Below are 20,949 nucleotides of genomic sequence, written 5' to 3' on the forward strand. Positions count from 1 at the left end.
CTCATATACGCAGAGCGGTCCTTGGAGCCAGAGCTGGAGAAGGTGGGTGACGGGCAGCTTGCAATCGAGGCAGCCGCACGCCTGGAGCAGCGCGGTGCCGTATTGCAACTTGGCCAACCTCTGTTTACAATGAGAAGGATAGTACGAAGACGAAAGGGTGACTTCCATGAGTAAAAAGGTGATTTCGACCGAGTCCGCGCCAGGAGCGATCGGACCTTACAGCCAGGCCGTTCAGGTCGGCGACTTTATTTTCACATCGGGACAATTGGGGCTCGACCCGGCGACCGGTGAGTTCGGCAGCGGCGTTCAGGAGCAGGCCCGCCTGGCTCTGAACAACGTGAAGGCGATTCTTGAAGCAGCAGGGAGCAGCCTGGATCAAGTGGTCAAGACGACCGTGTTCCTGAAAGACATGAACGATTTTGCCGCGGTCAACGAGATTTACAGCTCCTTCTTCACCGAGCCTTACCCTGCGCGCAGTGCCGTTGAGGTCGCACGCTTGCCGAAAGACGGCTTGGTGGAAATCGAGACGATTGCCGCCGTTAAATAGATCGGAAGCTACATATCCTATAGAAAGCCGGACTTTGCCCGGGGCGCAGCCCCGTTCGCAAAGCCCGGCTTTTTTGTGTTGTTTATATCTCGGGGCTCCCCGCAAAGTATCTGATATACGCCTGAGTAGAGGTCTCCACTTTGTGGGGTGATTTTCGGGTCTCCCCGCAAAATACCGGATATACGCCGAAGCTGAGGCCGCGCTTTGCGGGGTTACATTCAGTCCCGATCCCGGCTCCGGGCGAAGAAAAGATAGATCGCATAGACGAACAGAATGATCGCCAGGATGAGTGCGGCTATAAACGCCCGCTCCACCTGATCCTGCTGCTCCAAGGCTATGGCGACATAGCCCCATACGAAGACCAGCGGATAGATGCTGTCCCGATAAGGGTAGCTGACCAGAATGGCGATCAGTGCACCGGCGAGCAGGAAAACCACGGCCCACACCAGCTCGCTCAATCCGAAGCCGTTCCAACCGTTCTTTTTCAGCACGATCGCAATATTAAGAATGACGGCTACGCTAAGCCAGCCGAAATACAGGCTGAAGGGAAGCTTGATCAGCCACATCTCTCCGGATGTCGGATAATAAATGCTGCGCGTCCGCCGATAGATGACAAACAGCGAGAGCAGCAGCAGTACCATGGCGACGAGCGACAGCTCGATATATTCATACTGCCACAAGAGCAGCCACGCGATGTTCAGCACGCAGGAGATGATAAACCACGGACCGATGGACCGGACCGAATCCCGGGTTTCGGTGACCCGTCCGCTCTGATAGAGAAGAAAGCCAAGCAGCAGTACATAAATTAAGGACCAAATGGTAAAAGCATACCCTTCGGGCGTGATCATGGTTGGGTATTGGTCCGATATTTCCCCTGTCGTTTTTCCCCCGAGCACAGCAGTATTGGCCAGCGCGTTGACCACCATCGCGGCGACGAACGCGAGCCAGTTCCACCATTTATACGGATTGCTTCTAAGCATCGTACCAGCCTCCTGAAGTGATGTCTACGGCTTGCCGCAAAGCGGCCTTTCCCCTACAAATATACCCGAATTTGTCCCAAAAAGAACAAAATGATGCAGATTCAATCCTTGTCGATATAGGTAATTAAATGAAAAACCATGAAAGTGTAAGGAGTGAGGGCATGAACTCGAAAAAATCGTCTCAGCTGCTGCAGCAGCTCATTTTTGTCGGACCGTCGGCCCTGTGCTTCCTCGTCATTGTTGTCGTTCCCTTTCTTTTAGGACTGTATTATTCGTTTACCGACTGGAACGGGGTGTCGAGGCATGCGGGCTGGGTCGGATTCCGCAATTATATCCACATCTTCACGGAAGACCCGGCGTTTCTGAATTCGTTCTGGTTTACCGTCAAATTTACCGTACTTGGAGTCATCCTAACCAATGTGCTCGGTTTTATTCTCGCCTATGTGCTGACGCGGTCGCTGCGGACGCGAAATGCGCTGCGGACCGTATTTTTTGTACCTCATGTTATCGGGGGTCTGCTGCTCGGATTTATCTGGCAGTTCATCTTCGTGAAAGGGTTTTCTTCCGTCGGTGCGGCCACCGGGCTCTCCTTCTTCAAGCTGCCCTGGCTCGGCACCGAGGCGACGGCCTTCTGGGCGGTCGTCATCGTCTTTGTCTGGCAGAACGCCGGCTATTTGATGGTCATCTACATTTCCTCGCTGAACAATGTGCCGAAAAGCCTCATTGAGGCCGCTCAAATCGATGGTGCATCCAGGGGACAGGTTCTCCGGAAAATCACCGTTCCGCTGGTCATGCCGGCCGTGACGGTCTGTCTGTTCCTCGCCATTTCCTGGTCGTTCAAGCTCTTTGATTTGAATCTGTCGCTCACCAAGGGCGGTCCGTTCAAGTCAACCGAATCCGTCGCGCTGAACATTTACAATGAGGCGTTTAACATCAGCCGCTTCGGTATGGGTTCGGCGAAGGCGATTATCTTCTTTATCGTCGTGGCCTTGATTTCGATCCTTCAAGTGCGCGCCACGAAGCGCAAGGAGGTGGAAGTATGATGCACACAAGCACGAACACAGGCACAAACCGAGGCCCAAGCCCAAGAGCCGGCGCAAGCACAAGCACAAGCCGCGGGTATCGCGCCAAACGGATGATCCTTGAGCTGCTGATGATTCTGCTGGCCCTGGTGTTCCTGGTGCCGTTCTATTTTCTGCTCGTCAACTCGGTCAAGTCCTTCGGCGATATTCTGACCAACTCCGCGGGCTGGCCGCATGCCTTTCTATGGAACAACTATGCACAGGCGTGGAAAATTACCGCCTTCCCGAAAGTGTTCGGCAATTCCCTGCTGATCGCGGTTATCAGCAACGTGGTGCTGGCTTTGATCAGCTCGATGGCGGCGTACCGGATGGTGCGCAGGGACACGGTGTTCAACCGGCTGCTGTTCGCTGCGTTTGTAGCCGCGATGGTCATTCCGTTCCAATCGATCATGATCCCGCTCGTTAAGGTGGTCAGTACGCTCGGTTTGATGGACACGAGAACCGGGCTGATCATCTGCTACCTCGGATTTGGCGCGCCGCTGTCCGTATTTCTGTTCCACGGATTTGTCAAATCGGTGCCGCGGGAGATCGAGGAGGCGGGCCGCGTTGATGGCTGCTCCACGTACGGTATCTTCTTCCGCGTCGTTCTGCCCTTGATGCAGCCGATCATCGTCACCGTCATCATCCTGAACGCGCTGTGGATCTGGAACGATTACCTGATGCCGTCGCTCATTCTGCAGAGCCCGTCGCGGCAGACGATCCCGATCGCGACCTATGCGTTTTTCGGCCAGTTTACGAAGCAGTGGGATCTGGCCCTGCCGGCGCTGGTGCTCGGCATAACGCCGATCGTGATCTTCTTCCTGGCCATGCAGAAGTACATTATCGAAGGCATCGCCCAGGGATCGGTGAAGGGTTGAACCCAGCCCAGTCCGTCCCGGCAGCTCAAGTAAATTCCATAAAGGAGGTTATGCGGCATGAAGAAAAAGGCCTATGCCGTTGGAGCCCGCCTTGGCGTGCTGCTGGCCTCGTTCGCCCTGCTGGTCGGATGCGGCAGCGGAAGTGGCAGCGGCGGGGTCAAGACCATTCATATTTTTCAGTTCAAGGTGGAAATTGCGGATGCATTAAATAAACTAAAAGCGGAGTATGAACAGTCCCATCCGGGAATCAAGCTGGATATACAGACCGTCGGCGGGGGCAGCGACTACGGCGCCTCGCTCCGGTCCAAATTTGCAGCTTCGAAAGAGCCGGACATTTTCAATATCGGCGGTTATGCCGAAATGGACATGTGGCAGGAATATTTGGAGGACTTGTCCGATCAGCCTTGGGTCAAGGACGTGAAGGACATCGCCAAAGAGCCGATGACCAAGGACGGCAAGCTGTACGGGCAGCCGATGAACCTGGAAGGGTACGGCTTCATTTATAACAAGGATTTGTTCAAGAAGGCGGGCATCACACAGCGTCCGACCACGCTCAGCGAGCTTGAAGAGGCGTGCAAGAAGCTGAAGGCCGCTGGAATTACTCCGTTTGCCAACGGGTATCAGGAAAACTTCGTGCTCGGCAACCATAACATCAACGTGGCTTTTGCCGATCAGAAGGACCCTGGCGCTTTTATCCAGCATCTGAATGACAAGACGGAAACGTTCGCGGACAACGAAGTCGTGAAGCAGTGGTCGAACCTGTTCGACCTGACGCTGAAATATGGCAATCCAAGCCCGCTTACGACGGACTACAACACCCAGGTCACGATGTTTGCCAGCGGGGAAGCCGCCATGATGCAGCAGGGGAACTGGACCCAGGTGCAGATTGACGGCATTAATCCGAAGCTGAACCTGGGCATCCTGCCGATGCCGATCAATGACGATCCGCAGCTGGGGGACAAGCTGTACGTCGGCGTGCCGAACAACTGGGTCATCTATAAGGATTCACCGGTCAAGGAGGAGGCCAAGGAGTTTCTGAACTGGCTGGTGACCTCTGATACCGGGAAGAAGTACATTACGAAGGAGTTCAAATTCATTCCGGCCTTCAAGTCCATTAAAGGTACGGACGAAGACCTGGGACAGCTGGGCATGGAAGTGCAGAAATACACCGACGAGGGCAAGACGCTGACCTGGAACTGGTTCCGGTTCCCGTTCGGCATGCAGCCCGAATTCGCCGCGGCCATGCAGGGATACATCGGCGGCAAAATCACGAAGCAGGAAATGTTTGAGCAGTTTCAGCAGAACTGGGACAACTTGAGCGTCCGCTAACGACCGCCGGGCTCAGTGCGTCTGAGCCGCGAGGTCCTTCCGGAACTCGTTGGGCGTCCGGCCTTCCTGCTTCTTGAACACCTTGCTGAAATATTTCTCGTCCTGATAACCGACCATTTCGGCAATCTGGGAGATGCGCAGCTGCGGATTGTGCAGAAGCAGCTTGGCCTTCTCAATCCGGATCCGGGCGAGAAAGTCGGAGAGGTTCACATGGAATTCCTGCTTGAAGCGTCTGGAGATGTATTCCCGGCTGAGAAAAAAGCGCGCAGCCATTTCCTGCAGGGAAATATCCTCGGCATAATGGCTTTCCAGGTATGCGGCAATGTCGTGGATGATATGATTCTCCCGCGAGTGCTTCTGTGTCAAAATGCGGCTGGCTGCGGTCAGCCGCCCTTCGTATTGGGAAGTCCACAGGTCATAGGACAGCCGCCCATGCTTGTCGAGCGGAAGGGAGCGGGGCAGCTCCAGCAGGGCGTCCTTGTCGGGACTTGGCGCCGCTGCTTCGGCGCCCTGATCCATCCACTGCTTCAGCATCCAGTCCCACTCCGCGTTCCACTGCACCAGCTGCTCGGGCGTCACCCGATCGAGCTGGCGGACGGCCTGCATCCAGCCGTCCACGGCGGCGCTGATTTGCTCGCGGCTGCCGCTGAGCGCTGCCAGGCGGAACTGCTCCTCATGCGCGCTCAGGCGCAAGGGCCGGGGAGCTGACGGGCCGGCGACGCTCAGCGTATGGAGCCAGGCGGCGGGGTCCTGCAGGCTGCGCTGCCAGAGCGCCCGGTGCGCCTCCTGATAGGAGCGGGCGAGGCCCTCCGGGAACGGCTGGAAGGACCCGGCGCCGATATGCACGCTGCGGTGCAGGGTGGCGTCGATGCCGCGGTGAATGTCCTCCAGCAGGGAAGACAGCGGCATGGAGTCATCCCATAGGAGCAGCACGATTTCTTCGGGGTTCGCCAGATGATGGAAGGCGAACCCTTTTCGTTTGGCCGACAGCAGCTCGTTGCCGATATTCGTCAGCGTAAAATAGAGCAGCTGCTTCATACGGGCAAACTTCTCCAGCAGCTCGTCGTCCAGCTGCGCCGTGCTGATGACCGCCGCGGCGCAGCGGTCGATTTGCTCTGGCAGGCCGTATTCCTCCCGCAGCTGCTGAAGGATCTCCTCCCGGCGCCCGTGCCCGCCGATCAGGTCGGACAGCAGCTTGTCGGCATAGTGCGGCCGCATCCGGTTCATCTCGATGCTCTGGCGGCTGCTCTGCCGCCGCTTCAGCTCCTCCTCCCGGCAGGCCGCCGCGGCTTTGGCGAGCGCCTCGTTCAAGGCGGCGGGGTCCACCGGCTTCAGGATGTAGTCCATCCCGCCGTGGCGAATGGCATGGCGGACCAGATCGAAATCGTCATAACCGCTGATGACGATCGTCTTTATCCCGGAATGGCTTCCGCTCAGCCATTCCATCAGCTGCGTGCCGTCCATGCGCGGCATGCGCATATCCGTCATCACGATCTGGGGAGCATGCTCCTCGATCATCTCTGTCGCTGACTTCCCGTCGGCCGCTTCCAGAATGTCCGTAATGCCATGGCGCTCCCATTCCCCGAGCAGCTTGATAGCCTCCCGGACATGCTTCTCATCGTCTACAATTAACACTTTCATGGCTGTCAATTCTCCTCTGTATGAACTTCCCCCGGCCCGGCCCCTGTGCGGGCTTCGGCCGTTTTATTTTCTCCTGCGTGCATATCTTGCATATCTTGCATATCTTCAGTATCGATTTCCAAGGAAATACGGACTCCATACGGCTCAATGTTTTCGATCCGCATGCCGACGTCATGCGGCGTATACAGCTGCAGACGAAGCAGGACGTTGCGCACGCCGATTTCTCCGTTATCGCCTGCCCATTCGTCCTCCAGTTCGCCATTTCTCCGGCCAGCCAGCTGTTCCTTCAGCATGGCAAGCTTCTCCGGTTCGATCCGGCTGCCGTTATTTTCAATGACGATCTGCAGCACGCCGTCTTCCCGCATATGGCTTTCGATGCGAACCATGCCCTGACGGCCCTCGTGATCCATACCGTGCTTGAAGTAATTTTCGATCAGCGGCTGAAGAATCATTTTCGGCATGGGCTTATCCAGCGTATCCGGCGCCAGGTCCAGCGTGTAGACGAGCTGGTCTCCGAAGCGTTCCTTCTGCAGCTCCAGATAGAGCCGGACGTGATCGGCCTCGTCCTTCAGCGTCACCAGCACATCGTTATTGCGCATGCTGTAGCGCATAATTTTGGCCAGGGAAGAGAGCAGGGCATAAATCCGCGGAACGTTATTTTGCAGCGCCAGCGTTCCGATCGACTGCAGGGTGTTGTACAGAAAATGGGGATTGATCTGGGCCTGCAGCGCTTTGAGCTGATTGGTCTTGTTCGCCAGCTCCAGCCGGTATTCCCGCAGGATCAGGTTGTTGATCGTATCCATCATTTGCCTGAAGCGGGTGAACATGATGCCCGTCTCGTCCTGCCGGTTCCAGGATATGTCGACGTCGAGCTGACCGGATTGAATCCGGTTCATGTAGCTGGTCAGCTTCTTGATCGGCTCGGTGATCCGGATCGAAATGAACAGCGTGCCAAAGATGATGATTCCCAGGGCGATGACCGCAATGGCGGCGTTGATCTGGGTCAGCTGTCGCGCGCGCTCATACAGCGTGCTGTTCGGAATTCTTTTAATCATCGTCCATTCGGTATAAGGCGTCTGCATCTTCTCGAAGACGTTCATAGCCCCGCCGCTTTCGAAAAAGCCCTCGGTCTGCGTTCCCTTGATCCGCGCCAGCAGTTCTTTGTCCGTGATCTGGGTGCCGAGCTGGCTGTCCCGCCCGGAATAGACGACGGTACCGCCCTGGTCGACGACCAGCAGCTGCTCCTTGTCCTTGTTGAACAGCTGCTCGGTAATATCCGCCACCGAATCCAGGCTGACGTCGATCGCCAGCAGGGCCAGCACCTTCTCCGACGGCACATTGGTGATGGACCGGTGGAAGGTGAAGACCATTTTGTCCGAGTAGGAGGTTGGCGACGGGGGAAAACCATAGTCATGGCTTTTATGGGTCGGCTCGATGGCCGTCGTATATTTTTCATACCCTTGGGTCGAAATGTAGGGCTCGGTCCGGTACTCCCGCTTCGGGTAAATCGCTGGGGTGACCAAGGTGGACTGTCCGGACTGGGTGGCATGCAGGTAAATCCGCTCGATGCCGTGCACCGTATTCAAAATATTTTGCAAGGACGTGTACACCTCGGCCACCGCCCGGTAATCGTCCGGGATTTTCCGCAGGTTGCGCAGGAAGTTGGCGTCCGTGTACAGGGTGAGCGAAGCCTGGTTGATGCTGTTCAGATAGTTGGTCAAATTGACCTTGCCCTGGTAGATCAGGTTCCGGTTTTCTTCGAGCGCCTGCTCTTTGATCGTCTCCTTGGTATGGATGTATGTGATCGTGATGGAGAGCAGCAGCGGGACGGTCGTTGCCAGCAGCATAAACAGAATCAGCCGCGAACGGATGCTGCGGAATTTCATGGAAACACCACTCTTTCGGGGTGCGTGAGGTATGTCATATCAATATTTTCCCCCTAACGGTTCACGATCCTCCGTGTTATTGAAGAACCGCTTCCCTCATACTGAAATAGTCATATACGAATCGTAAAGGGGAGATCAGGATGAATCGCCAAAAGTCATCCGGGCTGCTCCAGCAGCTGATATTCGTGGGGCCATCCACGATTTTTTTTCTCATCATCATTGTCGTTCCGTTCCTGCTGGGCTTATATTATTCCTTTACCGACTGGAACGGGGTATCCGGCGACGTCACCTGGGTCGGATTCGACAATTTCAAACAAATCATAACCAATGATCCCGATTTTGGGAAGGCTTTCTGGTTTACGGTAAGGTTCACGGTCATCGGCATTATTGTAACCAATGTGCTCGGATTTTTCCTTGCCTATTTCCTGACCAAGCCATTGAAGTCGCGCAATGTGCTGCGGACGATTTTCTTTATGCCGAACGTCATCGGCGGACTGCTGCTTGGTTTTATTTGGCAGTTTATCTTTGTAAAGGGTTTCTCGGCGCTCGGCAGCGCTACCGGCTGGCACTTCTTCAACCTGCCTTGGCTGGGGGACGAAACGACCGCCTTCTGGGGTATCGTTATCGTGTTCGTCTGGCAAACTGCGGGCTACCTGATGGTCATTTACATTTCTTCGATCAATAATATCCCTAAAGATATTCTAGAAGCGGCCGAGATCGACGGGGCCAGCAAGCTGCAAATTCTGAAATCGGTCATCGTGCCGCTGGTGATGCCTGCCGTTACGGTCTGTCTGTTCCTGGCCATTTCCTGGTCGTTCAAGATGTTTGACCTGAACCTGTCGCTGACGAAGGGCGGGCCGTTCCGCTCGACGGAATCGGTGGCGCTGAACATTTATAATGAAGCATTCCAGAACAACCGTTACGGGCTTGGAACCGCCAAAGCGATCATCTTCTTCGTCGTGGTTGCCATCATTACCAGCCTTCAGGTTAAAATCACGAAAAGCAAGGAGGTCGAATCGTAATGGAAGCATCCAAACAATACCGCTGGGGGACGCTCGTCACCGAAATCATTATGGTGCTGGTTGCGCTGCTCTTCCTGGTTCCGTTCTACTTTCTGTTCGTTAACTCGGTGAAAACGTTCGGAGATCTGCTGACGAACTCCGCCAGCTGGCCGAAAACCTTTGAGTGGCACAATTACAGCCGGGCCTGGGACATTACCAACTTCCCGTCGGCGCTGTGGAACTCGCTGGTCATTACCGTGGTCAGCAACGTGCTGCTGGCGCTGTTCAGCGCCATGGCCTCGTACCGGATGGTGCGTCACAATACGCGGTTCAACCGCTTCCTGTTTATGATTTTCGTGGCTGCCATGGTCATCCCGTTCCAATCCATCATGATTCCGCTTGTCAAAGTCACAAGTACGCTGGGCCTGATGAACAGCATTCCCGGACTGATCGCCTGTTACCTCGGCTTCGGGGTGCCGATGACGGTATTCCTGTTCCACGGTTTCGTCAAATCGATTCCGCTGGAAATCGAGGAAGCCGCCACGGTGGACGGAACGAATATTTACGGTACGTTCTTCCGGATCGTCGTTCCGCTGATGAAGCCGATGTTCGTTACCGTTATCATTCTGAACACGCTCTGGATCTGGAACGATTACCTGCTGCCGTCGCTGGTGCTGCAAAGCCCGGACCTGCGGACGATTCCGATCGCGACCTTCGCCTTCTTCGGACAGTTCACAAAGCAGTGGGATCTGGCCCTGCCGGCGCTCGTCTTGGGTATTCTGCCGGTCATCGTCTTTTTCCTGGCTATGCAAAAATATATCGTCGAAGGCATTACGCAGGGAGCGGTCAAAGGCTGAAGCCTTCAGCTGCGAACAACAGGTCAATCCCGTCCCCCTGTTTGATCAATATCGTAAGTGCCGGGGGGGCAGGCTGTTCCCTATAATGAGGGAGTAAGCGATTTCAACAAGAGGTCTTTTTAATGAAGCATTCCGCTTGATATGCAAGAACAAAAGGGAGGATTCTTGATCATGAAAAAACGGACCAAAATGGCGCTGGCTTCCGTGCTGGCCCTTTCCGTAGTACTGGCCGGCTGCGGCTCCAAAACAGATAAAAGCGCCGAAGGCGCGAGCGGCGGCAGCGGCGGCACCAAGACGATTCACATTTTCCAATTCAAGGTGGAGATCGCCGAGGCGCTCAACAAGCTGAAAGCCGACTATGAAGCCAGCCATCCGGGTGTGAAGCTTGACATTCAGACGGTAGGCGGCGGTTCGGATTACGGTGCGGCGCTGAAGGCGAAATTCGCATCGGGCGAGGAACCGGATATTTTCAACGTAGGCGGTTATACCGATCTGGATACGTGGCAGGCCAAGCTGGAAGACCTGTCGGGTGAAAAATGGGTCAGCGATATGGTGGATGTCGCCAAGGACCAAATCTCCAAGGACGGCAAAGTGTACGGCATGCCGATGAACCTGGAAGGCTACGGCTTTGTCTACAATAAAGACTTATTCAAAAAGGCGGGCATTACCGATATTCCGAAGACGTTAACCGAGCTTGAGGCAGCCGCCAAAAAGCTTCAAGACGCGGGCATCACCCCGTTCGTCAACGGATACCAAGAAGGCTGGATTCTCGGCCAGCACTCGCTGAACGTGGCCTTTGCCCATCAGAAGGATCCGGGCGCTTACATTGAGGGCCTCAACAACGGAACGGCCAAGTTTGCCGGCAACGAGCAAATGGACCAGTTCATGAATCTGTTTGACCTGACGCTGAAATACAGCAACAAAAATCCGCTGACGACCGACTACAACACGGAAATGACGATGTTTGCGAACGGACAGGCGGCTATGACGCAGCAGGGCAACTGGACGCAGGTGCAGATCGACGGCATCACGCCGAACATGAATATCGGGATTCTGCCGATGCCGATCAACGACAACGCGGAGGAGAATGACAAGCTGCTTGTCGGCGTGCCGAACAACTGGGTCATCAACAAAAACTCCAAGGTGAAGGATGACGCGAAGGAATTCCTGAACTGGCTCGTTACCTCCGACGAGGGCAAAAACTACATCACCAAGGAATTCAAATTCATTCCGGCCTTCAAGAGCATTAACGCCACTGAGGAGGATCTGGGCGCGCTCGGCGCGGAAGTGCTGAAATACAGCAAAGAGAACAAGCTGCTGAGCTGGCAGTTCGCGAGATTCCCGGAAGGCGCCTGGAACGAATTTGGCGCAAGCATGCAGGGGTATATCGCCGGCAAGACCGACAAGGCCAAGCTGTTCGAGGACTTCCAAAAAACGTGGGATAATTTGAAAAAATAATAGCTTAAGCAGCATACGAATGACCTGGAGGCTTCCTTTTGAACCAATGAAAGGGAGCCTCTTCATCTTAGAGGAGGGAAGCAGGATATGGAGGGCAGCGAAGCAATCCGGCCGGATAAAGAAGGACCTGTCATTGTGCAGGAGGCTTGGGAGAACCTGGGTATCTATACCGGCGTGGAAAAAAGAGAAGGAACCTACTGGGTACGAACGGAACGCGGGGGAGCGGCCGTGGAATTCGTCACGGACGACATGCTGCGCATTAAATATTTCCTCGGAAATGATCCGGAAATGTCGACTACGGTCGCCATCGATCCGGACGCTGCGGCAGGGGGCGAGGTCCAGGCACAGCTGGAGGAGACGGAAGGGGGCGTCCGGTTCCGCACGGCGTCACTGGAACTGACGCTGGACAAGCTGGGATTGTCCATGACCGTAAGAGACCGGGAAGGAAACGTGCTGGCCGAGCAGAAGAGCATCACCTTCAGCCCGGACGGATCGGCCTTCGGTGTGTACGACATGCCGCAGGATTCCCATTTCTACGGACTCGGGGAAAAATCGAGCTTCCTTGATAAACGCGGCGAGCGGTACACGAACTGGAACACCGACGTCTACGCTCCGCATATGCCGGAAATCGAAGCGCTGTACGAATCGATTCCGCTGCTGATTCATATGCACGGCGGCATCAGCTGCGGACTGTTCCTCGATAATCCGGGACGCTCGGATTTCGACATGCGCAGCCATGGCGTCGCCTTTACGGTCAGCTGCACGACCGGCAGCTACGATCTCTATTTCATCAACGGGCCGGAGCTTAAGGACGTCGTCAAGCGTTACACAACACTGACCGGGCGGATCAACCTGCCGCCGAAATGGGCGATCGGGTATCATCAGTCCCGTTACAGCTACATGAACCAGCAGGAGGTGCTGGAGCTCGGCCGGACGTTCCGGGCGAAGCAGATTCCGTGCGACGTCATTTATTTGGATATTCATTATATGGACGAATACCGGGTGTTTACGTTCGATCCGGTGCGGTTTCCGGATCCGGCAGGCATGATCCGCGAGCTGCGGGAGATGGGGATCCGGATTGTGCCGATTGTGGATCCCGGCGTCAAGAAGGATGCGAAATACCCGATTTATCAGGAAGGGATCCGGGAGGACCATTTCTGCAGGAAGCTGGAGGGGGATCTGTTCTTCGGCGAGGTATGGCCGGGGGCAAGCGCCTTCCCGGATTTCACCGACGACCGCACGGCGAAATGGTGGGCGGATCAGCATGCCTTCTATACCGAACTCGGCATCGAGGGCATCTGGAACGACATGAACGAGCCGGCGGTGTTCAACGAATCGAAGACGATGGATCTGGACGTGATGCACCGCAACAACGGCAAGCCGCTGACGCATGAGGAGCTGCACAACATCTACGGATTGCTCATGTCCAAATCGACCTTTGAAGGGTTGAAAGAGCAGCTGGACCGCCGCCGTCCGTTTGTGCTGACCCGCGCCGGGTATGCGGGCATCCAGCGGTATGCGGCCGTCTGGACGGGAGACAACCGGAGCTTCTGGGAGCATATGGCCATGGCCATGCCGATGGTGCTGAACATGGGGCTCTCCGGCCTGGCGTTCGCGGGTCCGGACATCGGCGGCTTCGCCCACCATACCTCCGCGGAGCTTCTGATCCGCTGGACGCAGATGGGCGTCTTCTTCCCGTACTGCCGGAACCACTCGGCGCTCGAAACGGTGCGGCAGGAGCCGTGGTCGTTCGGGGAAGAGGCCGAAGCTATCCTGCGGGAGTACATCGGCCTGCGATACCGCTGGATGCCGCAATTGTACAACCTGTTCCATGAGGCGTCCGTGACCGGGCTGCCGGTCATTCGCCCGCTCATTCTGGAGTATCCGCACGATCCGAACGTGACGAATCTGTGCGATCAATTCCTGCTCGGCGACAACGTGCTGATCGCGCCGGTCTATCGCCCGGATACCGACCATCGTGCCGTATACCTGCCTGAAGGGACTTGGCTGGACTACTGGACCGGCGAAGCGCATGAAGGCGGGCGGTATATCCTGGCCCACAGTCCGCTCTCCGTTTTGCCGGTCTACGTGAAAGCCGGTAGTATTATCGCGGAAGGTCCGCTGAAGCAGCATGCGGAAGACGGAGCGGATGATGCGGTGACATTCCATGTGTACGGCGCGGAAGCGGAAGGTGACTTTGCGGCTTCTTACCGCCTGTATGAAGATGACGGGGTGAGCTACGGGTACGAAGTCGGAGCTTACAGTGAGCTGGAGCTGAAGGTGCGGGCCGAGCAAGGCCGGCTTGTCCTGTCGTATGCTTACCCGCATCGGCAGTATGAAGCGAATCGCGAACGCCTCCGCTTCGTGCTGCGCCGGCCGAAGTTCCGCCCGGCTGAAGTCGAAGGGCTCGGGCAGGTGACGCTTGAGCAGATGGAGCAGGGAGCGCTCGGCTGGGCCGTCGATGGCCAGAGCGGCAATCTGATCATTCAGGTCCAGGATCGGCCCGAAGGCGGACAGTGGGCTGTCATCTCCGCCTGATCAGCCTATATACAGATCCATGGTGGATTCAAGCCGGAACCGGTTCAGGGAGATTCATGCTCCCGGGACGGTTTCCGGCTTTTTTAGTTTTTTTAGATCTAAGAAAATTTTATTTTCCGAGTGTCGTCTTTCTGGTATTTCCAGAAAAACGGCGTTAAATGCGGTCTGGCTTTGTTGAATGCTCGTCAATGAGACGCTTTTATTCTGATACTGCATGATCGGGTCAGGCAGAGGGCAGGCGGCCCCATGGTGGGCAAAAAGCTTAAAAAAATAGTGAAAAATGCCTAAAAAAGACCCGGATCTCGTTTTTAAATTCATGCGTTTTCGTATAAGATGGAAGTATATGTGTAATTACGGATACGACAGGAGACTACCATGAATCAACCGCTTTATGGCGTATGGCTTGGCGATGTGTTTTTTTGTTTTTCAGGAGAGATGTCCGAACCGAGAGTGGATGCATGGAGCAAAGTGGTCAAGCAGCTGACGCTGACGGACGGGACGCGCCCTTTTGCCCAGGCTGCGCTCAGACTTGCCGAGCTCAAGTACCCGTCCGCGCATGCGGCTCAGCGTACGAGCCGCCGGGGGGAACGGCGCCAGCTCATGGGCAGAACGCTGGAGGGACTTGCCCTGAGCGCCGCAGACGCCTTCAGCCTGCTTCTCGCATGGGATGAGCCTTATATTCGGCAGGCGGGAATGGAGCCCGGGGCGGAGATGGGGTACTGGGCCCAGGCGGCCCGGTTCGCCCTGGAGCTGATGCTGCGCGGCTGTATCGCACCGGGGACGGCCCCTGTGCCGACAAACGGCACCCGCCGCAAATCGGGTGAGCAGGCGCTGACGGCGGAATGGAAGCCGAGCCTGAACCAGCCGCAGGACGCGGAGCGGTTCCTGCAGCTGGCGGCGGCGATGCCGCCTGTGGCGCTTGGAGTACCGGTGCTATCCGGCAGGGATGCGATGACCAAGGAGGAAGCGGGGGCATTTTTGCTGCATTCGTTTATGGGCGCCATGATCCATGCACAGGTACGGGAAGTGATCCGTGAGAACGAGAGCAAATTTTCCCGTTACCATGCCGAATACCGGAGAGGATATTCCCCGGTGGCGGAGCTGTGGTGGAACAGTACCCTGACCGCCAGCCGGATGATCCCGGTTCAAGGGAGCACGGAAGAGATGGAGGAGCTGGCGTCCGCGGTTGGTGAGACGGGGGGGACCTTGATCCCGGCCGTGGAAAAGGGGGATGCTGCGGCACAGGGCCGGATGCAGCTGGGACTGCGGCTCGAGCCCTGCCATACCGAGGAAGAGGAACGCTGGTGCGTCTCGTTCTGGGCTGAATTTCAGGATGAGTTCGGGGCATGGATTCCCATCCGGGCCATCTGGTCGTATCGGGAACGGGATATCAGCCGCCGCGGCCGCGTCTTTCCGAATGTGCAGGAGCAAATGCTCCGTGCGCTCGGCGATGCGTCGAGGCTGTCCCCGGAACTGGCCGAAGCGCTGAGGGGCCCGGCTCCGGAGAGCCTTGAACTCACTACGGAGGAAATGATCGCCTTTGTCCGCCTCTCGGTTCCGAAGCTGACGAAAGCCGGAATCACGGTCCAGATGCCCTCCCGGTGGAGCCGGAAGGGTCGCCGCCGTGTGGGATTGTCGCTGAAGATGCTGGCGGAAAATGCAGGCGGAGGCGCGCCCGGCCATCCGGTCATCGGCCTGGAGCAGCTTGTCTCCTTCCGGGTGGAAGCCGCCCTTGAGGGCCACACCCTCACCCGGGAGGAATTGGCCGAGCTGGCCGAGTCGACCCTGCCGTACGTGAAATTCCGCGGGGAATGGATCGAGCTGGATTTGAAGGAAATCCGCCAGGTGCTGCGCTATATCAAGAAGCATGACGAAGGCGAAATGAACATGTCCGACTGGATGCATCTCAGTGCAGGAGAAGACGGTGAACGCACCTGGAAGGGCATTCCGGTGCTGGAGCTGGAGACGATGGGCTACCTGCAGTCCCTTCTTGGCGAGGAGGGGCCGAAGAAGGTGCCTGTCCGCCCGGTTCCCGCTTCGCTGCACGGCGTACTCCGCCCTTATCAGGAGCGGGGCTACCAATGGCTGGCCGCGATGCGGGACATGGGCTTCGGCGTCTGCCTGGCCGATGACATGGGCCTCGGAAAGACGGTGCAGGTGATCACCTGTCTGCTGGAGCAGCACAAGGAGGGCAATCCTCCCGTGCTGATCGTGTGCCCGACCTCGCTGCTCGGCAACTGGCAGCGCGAAATGCAGCGCTTTGCCCCCGGGCTCGAGCTGTACATTCACCACGGCAACCGCCGCCTTCACGGGGACGAATTTCTGGAACAGGCGCTTCGGCATGACGTCGTGCTGACCACCTACCATTTGGCCGGAAGGGACGGCTCCGACCTGGCCTCAGTGCTGTGGTCCACGGTCGTGCTGGACGAAGCCCAGTACATTAAGAACTACCGGACCAAGCAGGCGCAGAGCGTCATGAAGCTGTCGGCGCCTCACCGCATCGCGATGACCGGGACGCCGGTGGAGAACCGCCTCGGCGAGCTGTGGTCGATTTTCCAATTCCTCAATCCGGGTTATCTCGGTTCTTCCACATCGTTCCGGCAGCGGTACACGACAGGGGAGGTCGCGCCAGGGAAGCTGCTGGAGCTGCATAAGCTTGTATCGCCCTTCATGATGAGACGCCTGAAGAGCGATCCCGACATCCGCAAGGATCTGCCGGAAAAGCTGGAAATCAAATCTTACTGCACGCTGACCGAAGTGCAGGGAGCGATGTACCAATCGGTCGTGGACCAGATGATGGGCCAGATCGGACAGCAGACGGGAATCGCCCGGAAAGGGCTTGTGCTGTCCTCGCTGACGAAGCTGAAGCAGATTTGCGACTCGCCGCTTCTGCTCGGCAGGGAAGACGTGCGGGGCGCCAAAGCCGAGTCTTCCGGGAAAATGGAGCGGCTCCTCGATCTGCTTGACAACATCCGGGAAAATCAGGAGTCAGCGCTCATCTTCACGCAATACGTGGCGATGGGACATCTTCTGGTGTCCAGGCTGAAGGAGCGTTACGGCAGGGCGCCTTTCTTCCTTCACGGCGGCGTGTCCAAACAGGAGCGCGACGACATGGTCATGGCCTTTCAGGAGGGTGAAGGCCCGTCCTTCTTCGTACTGTCGCTGAAGGCGGGGGGCGTCGGTCTGAATCTGACCCGGGCCAATCATGTGCTGCATTACGACCGGTGGTGGAATCCGGCGGTGGAGAATCAGGCGACGGACCGGGTATTCCGGATCGGACAGCAGAAAAACGTGCAGGTTCACAAGCTGATCTGTCAAGGAACGCTCGAGGAGCGGATCGACGAGCTGATCGAGCATAAAAAGTCGCTCTCCGAGCAGGTCGTCGGTTCGGGAGAAACGTGGCTGACCGAGATGTCGGATCACGAGCTGAAGGAATTGATCATGCTGCAAGGGGAAGACTGGATGTAAATGTAAACCGGCGGCTTAGGGTTTCCTTAAGCAGGCTGCGGCTATCATGTTGATATTCGACGCTTCTGATTTTTGGGGGCACTCCAAGGAGGGAACAAGGGATGAAGGCACAAGGTAACGACCGAACGGAGCTGATCGTGGAAGCGGAACCCGGATTGATCCGGGCCCAAGGGACAACCGCAGAAGGCCGTGAGGAATGGACCCTCGGCATTCCGGTGACGGTAGACGGGGCTGTGCCCGCAGGCACCATCGTGGAGAGGCTGGCCGATTGCCCCGCCGACCTTTATTTACTGCTGCAGGATAGCCGGCTGCCTTGGCTGGATGAGCTGCTGGGGCAAACCGCCCTGACCTGGGGCGAGGCGGTCTGCAGCTGCGGCGCAGACGGATGCCCCCATGCTTCGGAGTCGATGCCGGCCATCCGTCAGCGCTTGGCGAATGAGCCGCTTCTCATGCTGGCACTGCTGGGGCTTCCCCGCGAGGAGCTGCTCGGCCGGGTCTTCGGCGACTGGGCCGGTTCTCTGCCCGCGGGGGACGCCAAGCTGGCCGACGGCGACCTGTCCTCCCTGGAGGAGAAGGGCAAAGGCGGCCCGTCTCCCGGCGAATGGCTGGCAGAAGCGGCCCAGCAGGGCATGCTGCATGAACCGGGAGCGCCGTACCGGGAGGTGGCCGTCCATCTGAAGGCGGTGCCCGCCAAGGATATGCCGGAGGAGGATTGGTCGGGCCTTCTGCCCAAGGTGACGGCAGCCCGGCAGGTGATCCGCTCGATCAAGTCGCAGACTGCGGCGAGGGCCAAGGAGCAGCTGAAGCGGGTACCACCGGCTGCCGCTGGGCTGGCCCCAGCCCAGGCCTCGGCTCCGGCGCCGGCTTCGGAGAAGAGAACATGACCGGGCCATCCCGGGCCGGAAGCCGGGGCGCCTGCCTTCTGGCGGCGCTGATCCTCTCGGCGTCCGCCGTGCTCAGCGGCTGCGAGCGGTCGGAAGGGGCAGGACGGGAGAGCGGACAAGCCCTGCACGCCCCCGGAGATTCGGGTGCTGGAGGGCAGGCGGGCCTGGAGCGGGTCGCCGATCCCGTACTGGCCAAGCGCAGCGAAAATTCGCTGCAGGCTACGGCCCGGACCATGAACGGGAAGCAGGTGGTGACCAATCCGGATGCGGTTACCGTGGTAGTCAACAAGCAGCGCAGCCTTCCGGAAGGGTATGCCCCTCCCGACCTCGTGGAACCGGACGTGCCTTTTACGTTCGACGGGCACCATGAGAAACGGCAGCTGCGGAAGGAGGCCGCCGCCGCGCTCGAAAGGCTGTTCGCCGGGGCGTCGCAGGCTGGCCTGGAGCTTCGGGCCGTCTCCGGTTACCGCTCGTATGAGCGCCAGCAGGCCGTTTACGGGCAGCATGTCCGCACCAAGGGGGCGGAGGAAGCCGCTCGTGTCAGCGCCGTCCCTGGGACGAGCGAGCATCAGACAGGCCTGACGATGGACGTTTCGAGCCCCAGCGTCGGCAACGTGCTGGGGGCTGTATTCGGCTCGTCTGAGGAAGGGCGCTGGCTTGCGGCGCATGCCGCGGAATACGGCTTTATCGTCCGGTATCCCAACGGAATGGAGAGCGTGACCGGCTACGTGTACGAGCCGTGGCACATCCGCTATATCGGAACGGACCTGGCACCGGACATCGCCCGGAGCGGGCTTGCGCTCGAGGACTATTTTGACGAAGCGAACATGAAGCTGTAATGGCGTTCCATCTAGCTATATCTAGCTATACTACGCCAAAAAAGCCGTCTCCCTAGTTAGGGGACGGCTTATTTTCATTATTCAATCGTTATATAACTCGATCCATGGCCGCTGGTCTTATTCGTAACCTCAAATTTCACCCGGCATTAGCTTTCTCCCTCGTGCATTTCATGCAGGGCTCCCTCGATCAAATCGCCGTTCTCCGCAAGAATCTCCTGGCGGAGCCGGAGCATCTGGTGATCCAGCTTGTCGGCGGCCAGGGAAGCTTCTTTCAGCTCGGCCACCACATGAGGCGGAACCTGCTTGTCATATTTGTAGAAAATAATATGCTCCATGCTCGCCCAGAAATCCATGGCCAAGGTCCGCATCTGGATTTCAACCTTCATCCAGCGGGTGCCTTCGATCAGAATCAGCGGCACGGCCACGATGACGTGCAGGCTCTGGTAGCCGTTCGGCTTCGGATGGGCGATATAATCCTTGACCTCGATCAGCCGGATGTCGTCGCGGTGGGTTAAATGGTCAAGCAGCCGGTAAATGTCCTGGACAAACGCGCAGACGATCCGCATGCCGGCAATATCGTGGATATGATTCAGGATATTATCCATCGTCAGCTCATATCCTTTGCGCTCCATTTTGTTCATGATGCTCTTAGGTTCCTTGATCCGGACCTTGATATGTTCGATGGGGCTGTAACCGTCCTGCAGCTTCAGTTCGGTCTTGATCAGCTTGATTTTGCTCTGAAGCTCCTCCAGGGCCAGTTTGTACAGCATCGGAAGCTTCTTCCACTCTTCAAATTGACGGAGCAGGTTGTTATCTATATCGAGCTGATGGAGGTCTTTCAACGTTACGGGACTTACGACGAGCTGTTGGTTCTGCTGTTCGTTCATGCCAATCTCCTGCCTATCTGCAAATTGGGTTGCTGTATAGAATGAATGAAAGAAATGGCTGCTTTAGTTCATTCTATGTATGTATACATTTTACCTGAAAATAGGAGGGTGAAGCAAAGCAAGACGGCAATGCAGCAATTCTGTAAAGGCCGCAAAAGCCCCTGCCATCCGCCCGAATTCCATGTACCGGGGTACCGGAAAGTCAGGCGGGGCAAGGGCCGGGAAGGGATATAGGGATCATCCCTTTATTTGTTCAGAGGAGATCCTTCATACCCTTCATCGTGGTAATCGGTATGCTGCATTTTACCTAAAATATTCATATCCTCGATCGTGCTCCGCGTTTTTTCGTCCCCGATCTCATGCAGATAAGCATACACGGCGATCAGTCTATCGTTATACTCATCAGCCGCATCATCATGGTCGGCCGATTTATACGGAACAAAGGTGCGCTTGAACGCATACTCGTCTTCCTTGGTGAGATCCTCCAGCAGATCCCGCAGCTTTGACACTTCCGTCTCGGTCATCAGGACCTCATACTCGGCGGAGTCATTGGGCACATCTTGAATCAGCTGATGGCTCACAGAAATATAGTAACGCTTCTTATCGGTATCCATAAGGCAGATTCCTCCCTTATCCATGGCATCCGCGCATCCCGTGTATTGGCAAGTCCCGGTGGATGCTCCGGACAGGCATGA

The 20,949-nt window shown here is 57.0% G+C and carries 16 protein-coding genes; 11 read left to right on the plus strand and 5 right to left on the minus strand.

The features are described 5' to 3' along the window. Positions 1–166 precede the first annotated feature (166 nt). On the plus strand, positions 167–547 hold the full coding sequence (locus tag KI379_RS23235; RefSeq protein WP_076172848.1) for a RidA family protein: 381 nt from the start codon (positions 167–169) through the stop codon (positions 545–547). 218 nt (positions 548–765) lie between these two features. Here the strand turns inward: KI379_RS23235 and KI379_RS23240 are convergent, their stop codons facing one another. Then, positions 766–1,527, minus strand: coding sequence for a tryptophan-rich sensory protein (locus KI379_RS23240; RefSeq protein WP_076172849.1), 762 nt, complete (start codon positions 1,525–1,527; stop codon positions 766–768). Positions 1,528–1,688: 161 nt separating this feature from the next. Between KI379_RS23240 and KI379_RS23245 the strand changes: the two genes are divergently transcribed. The 3 genes from KI379_RS23245 to KI379_RS23255 all read left to right on the plus strand — a co-directional run bounded on the left by KI379_RS23245 (position 1,689) and on the right by KI379_RS23255 (position 4,795). Then, positions 1,689–2,570 carry a carbohydrate ABC transporter permease gene (locus KI379_RS23245; protein ID WP_163880472.1) on the plus strand — a complete coding sequence of 294 codons (882 nt, stop codon included), beginning with the start codon at positions 1,689–1,691 and terminating at the stop codon, positions 2,568–2,570. Positions 2,571–2,662: 92 nt separating this feature from the next. Then, positions 2,663–3,466: a carbohydrate ABC transporter permease gene (locus KI379_RS23250; RefSeq protein WP_212985161.1), complete on the plus strand. Its 804-nt coding sequence runs from the start codon at positions 2,663–2,665 to the stop codon at positions 3,464–3,466. 57 nt (positions 3,467–3,523) lie between these two features. Then, positions 3,524–4,795 carry an ABC transporter substrate-binding protein gene (locus tag KI379_RS23255; RefSeq protein ID WP_212985022.1) on the plus strand — a complete coding sequence of 424 codons (1,272 nt, stop codon included), beginning with the start codon at positions 3,524–3,526 and terminating at the stop codon, positions 4,793–4,795. Between the two features lie 12 nt (positions 4,796–4,807). On the opposite strand, the gene KI379_RS23260 is transcribed toward KI379_RS23255, so the two are convergent. Together KI379_RS23260 and KI379_RS23265 are read right to left on the minus strand one after the other, a co-directional pair. Further along, positions 4,808–6,436, minus strand: coding sequence for a response regulator (locus tag KI379_RS23260; RefSeq protein WP_212985023.1), 1,629 nt, complete (start codon positions 6,434–6,436; stop codon positions 4,808–4,810). 5 nt (positions 6,437–6,441) lie between these two features. Continuing rightward, positions 6,442–8,322, minus strand: a complete 1,881-nt coding sequence (locus tag KI379_RS23265) for a cache domain-containing sensor histidine kinase (RefSeq protein ID WP_212985024.1) — start codon at positions 8,320–8,322, stop codon at positions 6,442–6,444. 140 nt (positions 8,323–8,462) lie between these two features. On the opposite strand from KI379_RS23265, the gene KI379_RS23270 reads away from it, so the two are divergent. The 7 genes from KI379_RS23270 to KI379_RS23300 all read left to right on the plus strand — a co-directional run bounded on the left by KI379_RS23270 (position 8,463) and on the right by KI379_RS23300 (position 19,367). Continuing rightward, the gene (locus KI379_RS23270; protein WP_076172854.1) at positions 8,463–9,344 is read left to right on the plus strand and encodes a carbohydrate ABC transporter permease; all 882 of its coding nucleotides are present in this window, start codon (positions 8,463–8,465) and stop codon (positions 9,342–9,344) included. Further along, a complete protein-coding gene (locus tag KI379_RS23275; protein WP_076172855.1) occupies positions 9,344–10,180 on the plus strand; it encodes a carbohydrate ABC transporter permease in 837 nt (278 codons plus the stop codon). Before KI379_RS23270 ends, KI379_RS23275 begins: the two co-directional genes overlap by 1 nt. Before the next feature lie 171 nt (positions 10,181–10,351). Continuing rightward, positions 10,352–11,638, plus strand: coding sequence for an ABC transporter substrate-binding protein (locus tag KI379_RS23280; RefSeq protein WP_076172856.1), 1,287 nt, complete (start codon positions 10,352–10,354; stop codon positions 11,636–11,638). A gap of 87 nt (positions 11,639–11,725) precedes the next feature. Continuing rightward, positions 11,726–14,176, plus strand: coding sequence for a glycoside hydrolase family 31 protein (locus KI379_RS23285; protein WP_212985025.1), 2,451 nt, complete (start codon positions 11,726–11,728; stop codon positions 14,174–14,176). Positions 14,177–14,551: 375 nt separating this feature from the next. Continuing rightward, entirely contained in the window at positions 14,552–17,644 is a 3,093-nt protein-coding gene (locus KI379_RS23290) for a DEAD/DEAH box helicase (RefSeq protein ID WP_212985026.1), read from the plus strand. A 101-nt stretch (positions 17,645–17,745) separates the two neighbouring features. Further along, entirely contained in the window at positions 17,746–18,528 is a 783-nt protein-coding gene (locus KI379_RS23295) for a hypothetical protein (protein ID WP_212985027.1), read from the plus strand. After that, complete coding sequence (locus KI379_RS23300) at positions 18,525–19,367, plus strand: M15 family metallopeptidase (protein ID WP_212985028.1); 843 nt, start codon at positions 18,525–18,527, stop codon at positions 19,365–19,367. Before KI379_RS23295 ends, KI379_RS23300 begins: the two co-directional genes overlap by 4 nt. 146 nt (positions 19,368–19,513) lie before the next feature. Here the strand turns inward: KI379_RS23300 and KI379_RS23305 are convergent, their stop codons facing one another. After that, positions 19,514–20,254 (minus strand): GTP pyrophosphokinase, encoded by a 741-nt coding sequence (locus KI379_RS23305; RefSeq protein ID WP_076172861.1) that lies wholly within the window; start codon positions 20,252–20,254, stop codon positions 19,514–19,516. Positions 20,255–20,499: 245 nt separating this feature from the next. Beyond that, positions 20,500–20,868: a hypothetical protein gene (locus KI379_RS23310; RefSeq protein ID WP_212985029.1), complete on the minus strand. Its 369-nt coding sequence runs from the start codon at positions 20,866–20,868 to the stop codon at positions 20,500–20,502. Between the last annotated feature and the right edge of the window lie 81 nt (positions 20,869–20,949).

The organism is Paenibacillus cineris (genome assembly GCF_018333335.1).
Taxonomy (GTDB): Bacteria; Bacillota; Bacilli; order Paenibacillales; family Paenibacillaceae; genus Paenibacillus_AQ; species Paenibacillus_AQ favisporus.